This window comes from Limnohabitans sp. Rim8 (genome assembly GCF_943326455.1).
Classification (GTDB): Bacteria; Pseudomonadota; Gammaproteobacteria; order Burkholderiales; family Burkholderiaceae_C; genus Limnohabitans_A.
The window spans coordinates 65,273-77,708 of record NZ_CALPTI020000003.1; the positions used below are offsets into that span (position 1 = coordinate 65,273).

The window sequence follows — 12,436 nt, forward strand, 5'->3', positions numbered from 1 at the left end:
GGCTATTGCAGACAACGGACTCATATGATTTTCCCCATCCTGACAAAGCTGCGCGCTACGCTTGCCAAAACAAGGAGCAGACCCAAAATTGACACATAGGCGGTGACCTCGCTCATGGCGCGTTTTTCAAACCGAAGCCGATGGCCTAATTGGTTGTAGATGCTCTTCAACGCTTGGGCACTGTCGGCTTTGAAATACTCGCCTTGCGTGATCGCTGAAACTTTTTTGAGAGCCTCATCTTCTAACTTGACACGCATGCTGCGGCCTTGCATTTGAACCACATCGCCTTCGGTGGTGCCGATGCCAACGGTGTAAATTTTGACCTGGTGTGTGGCGGCCAAATCCGCCATTTGCTTCAGCTCTGGCCCCATGTTACTTTGGCCATCGCTCATCAGAACGATGGCCATCTGTCGCCCCTGACCTGTCGATGGGCTGGCCGTATTGGGGGCTGTTTTTTTATCGTCCAAGGATTGGCCAGAGTTGGCTTGGTTCTTGGCGCCACCTGGTTCAGCCGATTCGTTGATGATCTTTTGCGCATCAATGCCTGCTCCAGGCAGCAAAGCTTCTAGCGAGACCAAGATCCCGGTACCCAAGGCAGAGCCATATTGCAGCGGTAAGTAATCGATCGCTTTGAGCAAAACATCGCGATCATCGGTCGGGGCTTGTGCCAGGGCAGCAGTGCCCGCTACGGTCACCAAACCGACGCGCAATCTGCGGGGCTTGTCTTCAATGAATTGTTGCGCGGCTTTCTGTGCCACTTCGATGCGTGATGGTTGAAGATCTTTGGCGCGCATGCTGCCAGAAGTGTCCATGACCAGCATCACCGTGGCATCACGCATTGGGGTCATCAGCACAGTTTGAGGCCTTGCCAACGAAATGCACAGCAACAACAACCCCAAGCCCAGAACGACGGAAGGTCTCTTGCGCGTTTTCAGCGAATAAACAAGAGCTAGGGCGGGGACCAGTGCAGATGCCCAAAGCATCAAGGGCCATAAAAAATAGATCGAGCTGAAATCAGGCACGCCAAACTCTCCGTTTTCTCAATTCAGAGAAGCGTATCAAAGCACTGGCCAAGTCTTCATCTGTTGACAGTTCCAATGCATCGACACCTGCGTGTGCAAACGAGTCAGCCAGTTGCTGCTCTCTCTTTTCAACCGTTTGGGCATAACGGGTTCTGAAGCTTTTGTTGGCTGTATCCAGCAGCAATTGTTCTGAGGTTTCTGAGTCTTGCATCAACACCAAGCCTGCGTTGGGCAGATTGATTTCTGCGGGGTCGAACAAACGCACCGCGACTGTTTCGTGTCGTTGGCCCAGTGCGCTCAGCTCGGTTGCCCAGTTGAAAGCCCCCATGAAGTCAGAGACAACAAACACGCTGGACCTGCGTTTCAATAAGCCATTGGCTTTTCTGAGCCAATCCGTCAATCGGGTTTGATGAGATTGCTGGGTGACGGGTGATGTCTCTAAGACATGCAACAAATGCAACAAGTGGCGTCTGTGCATGCGTGCAGGAACGTACTTGAAACCTTCGGGTTCCGCAGGGTTTAAGACCAATGCACCGATTCGATTTCCGCGTTTCATGAGCAGTTTGGCCATCACGCCTACGAAGCGCAGCATTACATCACGCTTGGTCATATCGGTGCTGCCAAAGTCCATGGACCCACTCAAGTCCAACAAAAACCAAGCATTGATTTCTCGATCCTCTTGGTGCTCTCGCACAAAGGGTGTTTGCATGCGAGCCGTCACATTCCAGTCGATGTGTCTCACATCGTCATGGGCTTGGTATTCGCGCAGGTCTGCCAGTTCCAAACCTGATCCTCTGAACAAAGTTCTGTGATCACCTTGGAGCAAGCCGTCCAGCCGTCGGATGACCGTCCACTCCAAATGTTGGAGTAAAGCCTCAGCGGACATGCGCTTCCAGCGGCTGGTCTGGCATCGGCACGGCGCGCATCACATCTTGAATCAAAGTTTCCGCATTTTTGCCTTCGGCCAATGCGGTGTAAGACAAAACCAAGCGATGTCTGAGGACATCGGGTACCAAATCGGCCACGTCTTGGGGCAATGCGTAATCACGCCCACGAAGCAATGCCAATGCGCGGGCACCTTCGATGAGGCCGATGCTGGCCCGTGGGCTGGCGCCGAAGCTGATCAGTCCCTTGATAGATGCCATGCCATATTGCTCAGGGAAACGGGTCGCTGATACGAGCTTGACCGCATAGTGAACCAAGCTGGGGTCCACATAGCAGTGACGGCACTGTATTTGCAGCGATTGGAGCTCTTCAAGGCTTACGACGCCCGTTGCTTTAGCGCCACCGGCAATGACCCTTTGGACGATCACAAATTCTTCGTCCTCGCTGGGATAGTCAATCAGCACCTTCATCATGAAACGGTCAACCTGGGCTTCTGGCAGTGGATAGGTCCCTTCTGTCTCGATCGGATTTTGTGTCGCCATGACCAAAAATGGCGATGGAACACGGTGCGTTTGTCCTGCGATGGTGACTTGCCGCTCTTGCATCACTTCCAGCAAGGCGCTTTGAACTTTGGCAGGCGCTCGGTTGATTTCATCGGCCAACAACAGATTGGCAAAGACGGGACCCAGCACGGTGCTGAATTCGCTGGTCTGTTGGTTGAAGATCCGTGTGCCGATCAAATCAGCAGGCAACAAATCCGGCGTGAATTGGATCCGACTGAAACTGCCGTTGAGTGATTTGGCCAATGTGTTGACGGTCAGTGTTTTGGCGAGACCGGGAACACCTTCAATCAGCAGATGGCCTTGCGCCAACAAAGCAATCAGGACGCGCTCTAAAAAAACGTCTTGTCCGACCACCACCCGTTTGACTTCGTACAACAAACGCTGCATCAGGGCTGCAGCTTTCTCGGGATCTGTGTTGTACGTGGACCGATGGGCACCGCGCCAAGCCTCATTTGCATTCGCCATATGTCTTCCTTTGAATTTTAAAAAGGTGGCAGACCCACAGCGCTACCGGCACTTTCAATGGTGGTGGCAAAGCCAATCCCAATAAAAGTCCGAGCCGATGTGGGGTTCAAGATGGCCGTGACAATGCCAACCACTTCGCCTGTCGTGTTGACCAAGGGTCCGCCTGAGTTGCCTGGATTGGCTGCCGCGTCAAATTGGATCAATCCTTTGAGCATGTGTTGACCATCGGGTGATTTGAAGTGTCGATTCAAGCCGGACACAACACCTGATGACACCGAGGGACCAATCCCGTAAGGGAAACCGACTGCAACCACGACATCTCCGGGTACCAGTTGTTGACTGGAGCCCAAAATGGCCGCCTCTAAATCGTCCGGAATTTTTTGCGGCTTCAAAACTGCCAAATCTTTGTCGGCCTGGACACTGACCACAAACGCTTCTGTTTCTGTGCCATCGAAAAAAGTGACGCGCAGTTTTTTTGCACCGGCAACCACATGAAAATTGGTCAGTATCGTGCCATCGTCCTTGATGACGACTCCGGTGCCTACGCCACTCTCAATGTCGGTATTTTTGTTTTTAGGATCTGCGGCAAAAGCCAGAACACGGACCACAGCACCTTGAACGGCAGCGGCTGCTTTGCTGCTTTGGGAAGGCAATTCTTTGGATTGAAGCGTGTGCAAAACTGCAGCATCAATGTCTTTTTGCGTGAGTACCTGTCGGCTTTCAAATGCGTTCGTAAAAAGCCCCATACCCAACAAGCTGACAAGTACTCCAAACAAAAAAACAGCAAGAAGATCAGATCTGGATTTGATTTTTTTTAAATCAATGTATTTGTTTTTTGTTGTTTTTGATTTGGATGTGATTAACGACAGGTCAGGTGTTGGAGGATTCAACTCGGACGCAAGCGATCCAGTTCCCCTTGGACGGAGACTTTTGCTGAAAACGGCATCACGTTTCATAAATAACCCAAAGCATAAGCGTCAATGGTAAATTGGCGAAACTGGCTTAAACCCTGATAAAGATGCAATTCTTACAGCCCTTCATGCTTTGGTCTTTTTTGCTGATGCCACTGATGGCAGGTGTGTATGTTTGGCTTTTGAGGCGCAAACGTCAACAGGTGGTTTCTTTTTCGGCCGTCTCATGGATTCTGCAAAACATCGAAACACCATCGGCATGGCGACGCCATGTGCCGCCAGCGCTGTTGTTCCTGGCCATGGGGCTGCTGTTATTCGCATCTGCCAGACCCGTGGCGCGGGTCACATTGCCAGCCGATTACATGACCCTTGTCATGGCCATGGACGTTTCACGCAGCATGCTCGCAGAAGATGTGGATCCCAGTCGCATCAAAGCGGCGCAAAAAGCGGCCAAAGATTTTTTGCAAGATTTACCCCCCAACATCCGCGTGGGCATCGTGTCCTTTGCCGCCAACGCACAAGTTGTGCAGCACGTGACCCCTCAACGGGAAGAGTTGGTCGAAGCGATTGACCGTTTTCAATTGCAAAGAGGCACCGCGACGGGCAGTGGTTTGCTGATGGCGTTGGCCACGCTGCGGCCTGAAGCCAAGCTTGATTTGGAAAAGCTGCTCTTTCCCCCCAGCCCCGCTGGCTTCGGTGGTGACGCTGGGGGTGGCCTGAATAATGGTGGTCGCAGTTTGGATGCTAAACCGTCCGAAAAAGAGCGCGCGCCTGAGCCACCTGGCTCCTTCAAAGGGGGAGCCATTGTCTTGTTAACGGACGGCCGCAGAACGTCAGGTCCCGACCCTTTGTGGGCGGCTCAAAAAGCAGCCGACTTGGGTGTTCGTGTTTACACCGTGGGGTTTGGAACCCCTAACGGGTTCATCCCAGGCTTTGAGGGCTCTTCGTTTTTTACCCAGGTCGATGAAGAATCACTCAAAGCCGTCGCCAAGATCACAGAGGCTGAATATTTCAAAGCAGGATCTGCGGATGACTTGAAAAAAGTTTATCAGCACTTGTCGAATCAATTCACCTTGGAAAAAAGAGACACAGAAATCACGGCACTGCTCTCTGGCGCCGCTTTGTTCTTGGTGGTCATTGCCCTTGTTTTGTCGGCCATTTGGTTTCGCATTGGGGATCCGGGGCCGATGAAAATTTTCCGTCATGACCAGCCTTAAACCAACGCTTGATCCATATGGGTTTTTGAAATGCAAAAGTACGAAAATCAATTCATTCAAGTCGGTAACTTGAAGTTTGCATTCATTGAACAGGGCACTGGCCCCACTGTGATTTTGCTGCATGGTTTTCCTGACCACGCTTTGACTTGGAGTCATCAGATTGACGCGCTGAGTGCGCAGGGGTACCGGGTGATAGCGCCTTACCTGAAGGGCTATCCACCCACAGAGGTTCCGCCGGATTGTTTTTATGACAAAGCAACGCTGGTTCATGAAATTGCGCAGTTCACTCAAATGATTTGTGGTCAAGAGACTTGTCATTTGGTCGGACAAGATTGGGGCGCGATCATTGGCTATGGCCTTTTGGCGGCGTATCCAGAATTGTTCAAGCGGGCTGTACTGATGGCCGTTCCTCACCCCGAAAAGGTCGGGCAAAGTATTCTGGAGGCCAAGCACATCCATCGGTCATTCCATTGGTGGTTCTTTCAGTTGAAAGACTTACCGGAAAAAGCCATCCTGCAAAACGACATGGCTTTCATCGATTACTTGTGGGCCTATTGGACTGTTGAAGGCTTTCAGGACGTAGATCACATCCGAAGCATCAAAGCGATGTTGTCTCAACCTGGTGTTCTCAAAGCCACCCTGGGCTATTACCGAGCGATGTTTGACCAAGACAAATCCAATCCTGAGCATGCTGATTCAAGGATCAAAATGGCGCGTCCAATTGGCGTGCCAACGCTTGCATTGTGTGGTGCCCAGGATCTGCGTGCTGAGTTGATGTTGGATCAGTCTCAATACTTCACTGCTGAATATGACTTTCAACTGATCGATCAAGCAGGTCATTTTTTGCATCGAGAGCAACCTGCGGCGGTCACGGATCAAATTTTGGCTTGGCTTAAAAAATAAAACCCATCACCCATTTTTTTAGAAATGCATTTATTCCGCGGAAAGATTGTTGAATTTCTTGGATTGATCCTGTTGCTTTCGACGAGCTTTTCGCAAGCCCAGGAGCAACTGTTGATTGAAAAATTGCAGCAAGGTGGATTCAATATTTTTATCAGGCATGCCATCACGCCTGGTAAGGATCCGGTCAAATTCAATCCGCCCACTGAACGGCCCCATGACTGTTCATCTGGTTCGCGACAGCTCAATGATGAGGGCAGGGCGCAAAGCAGGCGAATAGGCCAAAGGATCAAAGCACTCAATATTCCAATTGGCGAGGTTTACGCCAGCAGTTTTTGTCGGTGTGAAGAAACCGCCAAGCTGGCTTTTGACAGATTTACATCGACGGATTGGTTGGTGGTTCGTCCTGGTGTGTTCAAGCCAGACTTAGACAGAGCGTTGAGATCGGTTCCGACCCAGGGTTTCTTCAACAAGGCGCCATCAGGCAAAAACAATGTGTACGTTGGGCATGGGGTAACGTTTACCCAAGGTGTGCTCAGCACTGACTTTGGACTTTCTGAAGCCAGAATTTTCTTGGAGGAGGGTGAGGCTGCAGTCTTCGAGCCCGGTGACAAGCCCAGGATTCTGGGGAAAATTAGATTCTATTGAGATCAAGCACTTAGAGGTGTCCCTAAGTGCTTTTTTGATCTAAGTAGTAAGGTCCGTGTTGGCTACTGCCTTGAGGCCTGTTGTTTGGCTTTGAAAACCAAGCCACTGGCTCAGTTTGTCTGGCTATTCAACATTGCAGAGTTCAGTCTGCCTTCGCGCCAGAGGCTCTGACAATCGGGCCCCAACGTTGCACTTCGGCCCTGCTCATGTCGGTCATGACCTCAGGGCTTGTGCCCATGATGTTGTAACCCAGCTCAGTCATTCGTTTGACGAATTCGGGTGATCTTGTGCCTTTGATGGCTTCAGCGTTCAGTTTCATGATCACGTCGCGAGGTGTGTTGGCGGGCACTGCCAAACCAAACCACACGCCAGACTCATAGCCCGATACACCGGCTTCTGCCAAGGTTGGCAATTCGGGCAGCAAGGGATCACGCTTGGCACCTGTTGTGGCCAGTGCCTTAAGCTTGCCTGATTTGATGTGAGGAATGGCAGAAGGAATATTGTCAAACATCATCATGACTTGCCCACCCAGAAGGTCGGTGATGGCTGGTGCACTGCCTTTGTAGGGGATGTGCGTGATGTTGACGCCAGTCAAAGATTTGAACATCTCGCCTGACATGTGAATGCTGGTGCCGCTACCGCTGGACGCGTAATTCATGGCTCCGGGTTGAGACCTGGCCAACGCAATGACTTCAGGCACAGAGTTCGCTTTGATGGAGGGGTGCAAAACCAAGACATTGTTCAAAGAGACCAGGGCAGAGACGGGAACCAGGTCTTTGCTGGGGTCGAAGGGCATCTTGGCGTACAGCACAGGGTTGATGGCTTGTATGCCACTGGTGGTCATGAAAATGGTGTAACCGTCAGGATTGGCGCGGGCCGCTTCGGCGCCACCAATGTTCCCACCTGCACCGGGTCTGTTTTCGACGGTCACAGGCTGGCCTAAATTTTTGGACAGTTCTTGAGCAATCGCCCGCGAAGCGATATCCACAGCACCGCCAGGGGGGAACGGGCAAATCAGTCGCAAGGGTTTATTTGGAAAAGCCTGTGCCAAGGCGGCTGGGGATGACAGCAATGCGCCGGCCATGCCCAATGAAACCGCCAAAGATGTGACCCAAGAAAATGAGGGTTTTAATTTGATGAATGCCATGTGATGTCTCCTAGTTATTGAAATCGAACTCCAAAATGCATTACTTTTGAAGTCAGGGACTCAGATTATTGGAAATGATTGTGAAGTGCAAGCCCTTCTTTGACTGCTGGATATTTGTTGGCAGATTTGAAGTCACCAGAGTTGCACGGTTTTGGCTTGGGGCGCTTGAATTTTGATCCATATCGCGTAGTCTTGAGCCATCTACTTAACTGCGTTGATCCATTTATGTCTGTCCACCCACTCCCAACCGTTGGCGCGCAAGATGCGGCTGTTCAAGAGGTCAAGATTCATTTGGCGGCTGCTTTGCGAATGGCGGTTTTAGATGGCTTTGAAGAAGGCATTGACAACCACTTCACCGCCTGTGTTCCCGGCCATCCCAATCAGTACTTTGTTTTGCCGTTCGGCTTGCATTGGTCTGAAGCCAAGGCCAGCGACATGATGATCTTTAACGAGCAAGGGCAGACCCTTGAAGGGCAGGGCGTTGTAGAGCTTTCGGCCCAAAGCATTCATGCGCCCCTGCACCGATTAACCGGTGCAAAAGTGGTTTTGCATACACATCAACCTTGGGCCACCGCGCTGAACATGTTGCAAGACAATCGTTTGTTACCCGCTACCCAAACGGCTGCTTTTTTTCATGGGCGCATCGCTTATGACGATACCTATACAGGTTTGGCATCGTCTTTAGAAGAAGGTGAACGTCTTGCCGCATTGATGGGTGACAAGACAGTTTTGTTCATGAAAAACCATGGGGTTGTGACCATTGGCGATACGGTGGCACAAGCTTATCGCCGCTTGTATAAACTGGAAAAAGCTTGTCAAACACAAGTCTTGGCCATGAGCACGGGCAAAGCCTTGAACATCTTGAGTGACGATGTCATTCAACGTGTCCTTCATCCTTCCGGCAATGACCGCCACCCCCGTGGCGACCGCGAAAGACTTTATTTTGAAGCCAATATGCGCATCCTGGATCGCATCAACCCAGGCTACGCTGATTGAGTCGTCGAGGTTAAATCAGTGGTTCGCAGCCACCGTCTGCCGTTTGCGCTTGGCCAGAATCCTGGCTGAGTTGAGACCAGTGAGGATCATGATTGGCCACAAAAAAGTGCAGACCATGGCCCACAAAACGCGACCGCCCAAAGTGGAGCCATTTTGCGCCGTCTCAACTTTGTGTGGCCCCTCGCTGAAGAGGTGCATATAAGAGAACGTTGAGAGGCCGAAAACACAGCCAAACAAGAGGAACAGATAGATGTAAATGTTCAAGGCAATCTCCCTGATGAGGGCCACCTGAATTGGTGGTTTACCTAGTCTCAAGTTCACATATTAGATCAATGTAACAAAAATCTGACAATTTAATGTGTAAATAATCTGTTACTTGTGGGGTTTATTTGTCTGTAAGCCATAAGCGCATCTCATCTGGAGTCGCCCCCGCGAACGTTCTATTCACAACAAGCAAGGATGATGCTCCTGTGCATCATCCTTCATGCTCACCATCAGATCGCCAACAATTTTCGGTTGTCAACATGAACCATTCCCTGGCTGAGACCATTGCATTCATCCAATCTTGTGAAACTTCGTGGTCGCGCGACACATCGCCGCCTTGGGGTATCCACGATTTGGATCCCCCGCCCTACAACCGCCTGTACGGTCCGATCCATGGGCGTGGTCCTGTTTCTGGGGTTTTATTTCATAAAAACAAGATGTTGGTCGAATGGGGAGAACCTCACAAGGCAGACCTGACCTTCAGCGTTGCCAAAACTTACTTGGCCCTACTGGCGGGTTTGGCATTTGACCAAGGGCTTTTGGAAGATGTTCATACCCCGGTCGTTCAACAATGTCCCGGCATTGGCTTTGAAGGTGATCGTTTGTCGCGCATCACCTGGCACCATTTATTGCAGCAAACCAGCGAATGGGAGGGGACTTGCTTAGGTATCCCGGAACAAGTTGACCGGTACCGTTGGCTGGCCTACCAAACCGGGCAAGCAGAAGGGATCAAGGGCGAAGCGAGACCCTTGGTTGAACCGGGCACTAAGTTTGAATACAACGACGTTCGCATCAACCAATTGTCTTTGGCCTTGCTGCATCTGTTCAAGCGGCCGTTGCCTGAAGTGTTTGAGGAATTTTTCAGAAAACCTCTGGGATGTTCAGATCCATTCCAATGGGTGGGGTATGAGCAAGGCTTAACCCAAGTCAATGGTCAACGCATGATGTCGGTACCAGGTGGAAGTCATTGGGGTGGTGGTATCTCCATCTCGGCCATGGACCAAGCGCGCATTGGTCTCATGCTCATGGAACAAGGGCAATTCAATGGCCGACAAATTTTGTCAAAGCAATGGCTCCAAATGATGCAGCGGCCCTGTGATGTAGCACCCTACTATGGCTACCTGATTTGGTTGAACAAAGACGGCGTACTGTTCAAAGATGCGCCCCGCAGTTCATGGTTTGCCATTGGTGCGGGTTCATCCATCACATGGGTAGACCCTGTGTTGGAGTTGGTTTGCATCATGCGTTGGATTGATGCAGCCAAAACCAATGAATGCATTGCCAAGGTAATGCAATCTTTGGATGCATAAGCCTCCGGCTTGTTGAGTGGTCTGCCTTAGGGTGAAGGCTCTTCAACGTCAGTGATGCAATCGACGTGTTCATCAGCTCATCCAAGAGGCATTGACGAACTCAATGGTACTTCTCATTTGCATTGCAACGGATTCATAACAAATTCGTCTGCATGAAATTGAGAAGCCTCAACTTGCAGGGTATCCAGGCATATTTTTTTCACGGCAGTCACCATGGCTGAGCTGCCACAACAGTAGACTTCTTTGGGTGCCAAGCTGCTGGCCTTGGAAGTAATGGCTTGGTCAACGCGCCCTTGAAAGACTTCGAAATCTTGCGGCTCAACAGCCATTTCAATGGCTGCTACAAATTGAAAGTTGGGCAATGACTTCTTCCACTTATCGATTTGTGGCAACAAGTACAGACCAGCTAAATCACGGGATCCCCAAATTAAAGTGACAGGCCTCGCAGATTTCTGTTTGGCCATGTCGTCCAACAAAGATTTGATGGGTGCAAATCCGGTGCCGCCGCACACGCACAGAAGCGGATCATTGGGATCGTTTGAAATCGTGACTTGTCCAAAGGGAAATTCAACTTCCAGCATGTCTCCGGCAGTTAGGCCGCTTGCCATTTGACTGAAACGGCCACCCTCTACATGACGTACATGAATTTGAAGCACATCACTTTCATGTGGCGGATTCGCCATTGAATAACTGCGGCGATGGCCATCTGGCAACAAAACATCCAAGTATTGTCCTGCTTTGAATTTCGCCCTTTGCCCTGCAGGCAGTCTCAAGTGCAGCATGCTGACATCGGGCGCAACAGCCGTGTTGCGATACACCTTGACCTGAAGACGCTTGGTTTCGTTAGGTTGACCTTGACGCCAGTCTGCAGGTCGGATGATGAGGTCACTTTGTGGCCTACATTGGCACAAAAGATCATCGCCCGCAGCAGAGGTTTCGGGGTGGGTCACAAACCTCTGTACTTGTCCGGACTCTATGCGAACAGCACAGTTGCCGCATGCGCCTTTTCTGCATGCATAAGGAATTTGTATGCCCGCCTTGAGCGCTGCATCCAATATAAAAACACCTGGATCGCAACCAAAACTGACATCTGAACCTGCGATGTGGACTTGGTAGCTCATGGTCAAGACTTGTTTTTTGAATTCGCAGGAGGCATTTTTAAGACAGTCTTGAGACTACGGAGCAGAGCGTCGGGTTGGGCCTGGCCAGATCCTGCAATGTCCATGGCGCAGCCATGGCCAGTGGTGGTCAATAAGACATTGGCACCAATTGAAAAAGCGCTGGCTGCATGTGGTGCCAGCAATTTAATAGGAATATGACCTTGGTCATGAAACATGGCTACATAAAGCCCGTGAGGCTTGGTGGCGTGCTCTGACAAAAGGACATCGGCCCCAGCTGGAGGGCTGACATTCAAACCTGACTTGCGAAGAAGTTCTGCCGCAGGAACTGTGCATGCCAAATCATGGGGCCCAAACAGGCTGCCTTCTGAAGCATGAGGGTTGATGCCAAAGATGCCAATTGTTGGATTCGAATCACCTAACCGCATGCATGCACTCACCCCGGCTTGAGCCGCTGAGACCACGAGGTCGGTATCCAGCCTTCTCAAAGCAGTTTCGACGCTTTCATGCAAAGTGACATGCACAATTTTGAGGCCAGCTCCGACGAGCATCAAAAAAACGCTTCCTTGTGGCATTTCGCATACAGACGCCACCAAGCTGGGGTATCCACTGAACTCGATGCCCGCTTGTGCAATGGCTGTTTCGTGGTGTGGACCGGCAACAACACAGTCGTAAAGGCCTGAACGACAAGCTTGGATGGCTGCAGTCGCGCTTTCGATGGCGCTGCGTCCGGCTGCGGGGTCTATCCTTCCCGGTGTGACTGGTCCGGAAAGTGTGCCTGCTTCGATCCAATTCAATTGGGCGAGCAAACGATGAAGACCGGATTGATTGGCAGTTGCCGTCAGAACATCGATGGGCGCGAACAGGGTGATTTGTGCGAGTTCCTGGACATCGAGAGAGGCCAGAGCCTTGAGTGCAATTTCTGGTCCGATGCCATGAGGATCACCCACAGTCAAAGCAATACGCGATAAAGCGGTGGTGCTCATTGGG

The 12,436-nt window shown here is 51.1% G+C and carries 12 protein-coding genes; 5 read left to right on the forward strand and 7 right to left on the reverse strand.

What is annotated here, in order from left to right; all coding sequences use genetic code 11:
* Positions 1–20: 20 nt before the first annotated feature.
* The 4 genes from Q1M54_RS02810 to Q1M54_RS02825 form a co-directional block, all read right to left on the reverse strand.
* Positions 21–848 (reverse strand): VWA domain-containing protein, encoded by an 828-nt coding sequence (locus Q1M54_RS02810; RefSeq protein ID WP_300553600.1) that lies wholly within the window; start codon positions 846–848, stop codon positions 21–23.
* A gap of 166 nt (positions 849–1,014) precedes the next feature.
* Positions 1,015–1,908, reverse strand: coding sequence for a DUF58 domain-containing protein (locus Q1M54_RS02815; protein ID WP_300553603.1), 894 nt, complete (start codon positions 1,906–1,908; stop codon positions 1,015–1,017).
* On the reverse strand, positions 1,898–2,857 hold the full coding sequence (locus tag Q1M54_RS02820; RefSeq protein WP_300554059.1) for a MoxR family ATPase: 960 nt from the start codon (positions 2,855–2,857) through the stop codon (positions 1,898–1,900). Before Q1M54_RS02820 ends, Q1M54_RS02815 begins: the two co-directional genes overlap by 11 nt.
* A gap of 95 nt (positions 2,858–2,952) precedes the next feature.
* Positions 2,953–3,681: a trypsin-like peptidase domain-containing protein gene (locus tag Q1M54_RS02825; protein ID WP_300554061.1), complete on the reverse strand. Its 729-nt coding sequence runs from the start codon at positions 3,679–3,681 to the stop codon at positions 2,953–2,955.
* Between the two features lie 272 nt (positions 3,682–3,953).
* Between Q1M54_RS02825 and Q1M54_RS02830 the strand changes: the two genes are divergently transcribed.
* The 3 genes from Q1M54_RS02830 to Q1M54_RS02840 all read left to right on the forward strand — a co-directional run bounded on the left by Q1M54_RS02830 (position 3,954) and on the right by Q1M54_RS02840 (position 6,611).
* Entirely contained in the window at positions 3,954–5,063 is a 1,110-nt protein-coding gene (locus Q1M54_RS02830; protein WP_300553605.1) for a VWA domain-containing protein, read from the forward strand.
* Positions 5,064–5,171: 108 nt separating this feature from the next.
* Positions 5,172–5,966 (forward strand): alpha/beta hydrolase, encoded by a 795-nt coding sequence (locus tag Q1M54_RS02835; protein WP_300553609.1) that lies wholly within the window; start codon positions 5,172–5,174, stop codon positions 5,964–5,966.
* Positions 5,967–5,990: 24 nt separating this feature from the next.
* Entirely contained in the window at positions 5,991–6,611 is a 621-nt protein-coding gene (locus Q1M54_RS02840) for a histidine phosphatase family protein (RefSeq protein WP_300553611.1), read from the forward strand.
* 142 nt (positions 6,612–6,753) lie between these two features.
* Here the strand turns inward: Q1M54_RS02840 and Q1M54_RS02845 are convergent, their stop codons facing one another.
* The gene (locus tag Q1M54_RS02845; RefSeq protein WP_300553613.1) at positions 6,754–7,758 is read right to left on the reverse strand and encodes a tripartite tricarboxylate transporter substrate binding protein; all 1,005 of its coding nucleotides are present in this window, start codon (positions 7,756–7,758) and stop codon (positions 6,754–6,756) included.
* A gap of 117 nt (positions 7,759–7,875) precedes the next feature.
* Between Q1M54_RS02845 and Q1M54_RS02850 the strand changes: the two genes are divergently transcribed.
* Entirely contained in the window at positions 7,876–8,754 is an 879-nt protein-coding gene (locus tag Q1M54_RS02850; protein WP_300553616.1) for a class II aldolase/adducin family protein, read from the forward strand.
* 389 nt (positions 8,755–9,143) lie between these two features.
* Positions 9,144–10,328, forward strand: coding sequence for a serine hydrolase (locus Q1M54_RS02855; RefSeq protein ID WP_300553619.1), 1,185 nt, complete (start codon positions 9,144–9,146; stop codon positions 10,326–10,328).
* A 113-nt stretch (positions 10,329–10,441) separates the two neighbouring features.
* Here the strand turns inward: Q1M54_RS02855 and Q1M54_RS02860 are convergent, their stop codons facing one another.
* Both Q1M54_RS02860 and Q1M54_RS02865 read right to left on the reverse strand, forming a co-directional pair.
* Positions 10,442–11,449 (reverse strand): 2Fe-2S iron-sulfur cluster-binding protein, encoded by a 1,008-nt coding sequence (locus Q1M54_RS02860; protein ID WP_300553622.1) that lies wholly within the window; start codon positions 11,447–11,449, stop codon positions 10,442–10,444.
* Between the two features lie 2 nt (positions 11,450–11,451).
* Complete coding sequence (locus Q1M54_RS02865; RefSeq protein ID WP_300553625.1) at positions 11,452–12,432, reverse strand: 4-hydroxythreonine-4-phosphate dehydrogenase PdxA; 981 nt, start codon at positions 12,430–12,432, stop codon at positions 11,452–11,454.
* Positions 12,433–12,436 lie beyond the last annotated feature (4 nt).

Bases quoted from the DNA above. Each gene is read 5' to 3' on its own strand.
- Q1M54_RS02810 (WP_300553600.1), bottom strand. From the start codon at position 848: ATGACCCCAATGCGTGATGCCACGGTGATGCTGGTCATGGACACTTCT.
- Q1M54_RS02815 (WP_300553603.1), bottom strand. From the start codon at position 1,908: ATGTCCGCTGAGGCTTTACTCCAACATTTGGAGTGGACGGTCATCCGA.
- Q1M54_RS02820 (WP_300554059.1), bottom strand. From the start codon at position 2,857: ATGCAGCGTTTGTTGTACGAAGTCAAACGGGTGGTGGTCGGACAAGAC.
- Q1M54_RS02825 (WP_300554061.1), bottom strand. From the start codon at position 3,681: ATGGGGCTTTTTACGAACGCATTTGAAAGCCGACAGGTACTCACGCAA.
- Q1M54_RS02830 (WP_300553605.1), top strand. From the start codon at position 3,954: ATGCAATTCTTACAGCCCTTCATGCTTTGGTCTTTTTTGCTGATGCCA.
- Q1M54_RS02840 (WP_300553611.1), top strand. From the start codon at position 5,991: ATGCATTTATTCCGCGGAAAGATTGTTGAATTTCTTGGATTGATCCTG.
- Q1M54_RS02845 (WP_300553613.1), bottom strand. From the start codon at position 7,758: ATGGCATTCATCAAATTAAAACCCTCATTTTCTTGGGTCACATCTTTG.
- Q1M54_RS02860 (WP_300553622.1), bottom strand. From the start codon at position 11,449: ATGAGCTACCAAGTCCACATCGCAGGTTCAGATGTCAGTTTTGGTTGC.
- Q1M54_RS02865 (WP_300553625.1), bottom strand. From the start codon at position 12,432: ATGAGCACCACCGCTTTATCGCGTATTGCTTTGACTGTGGGTGATCCT.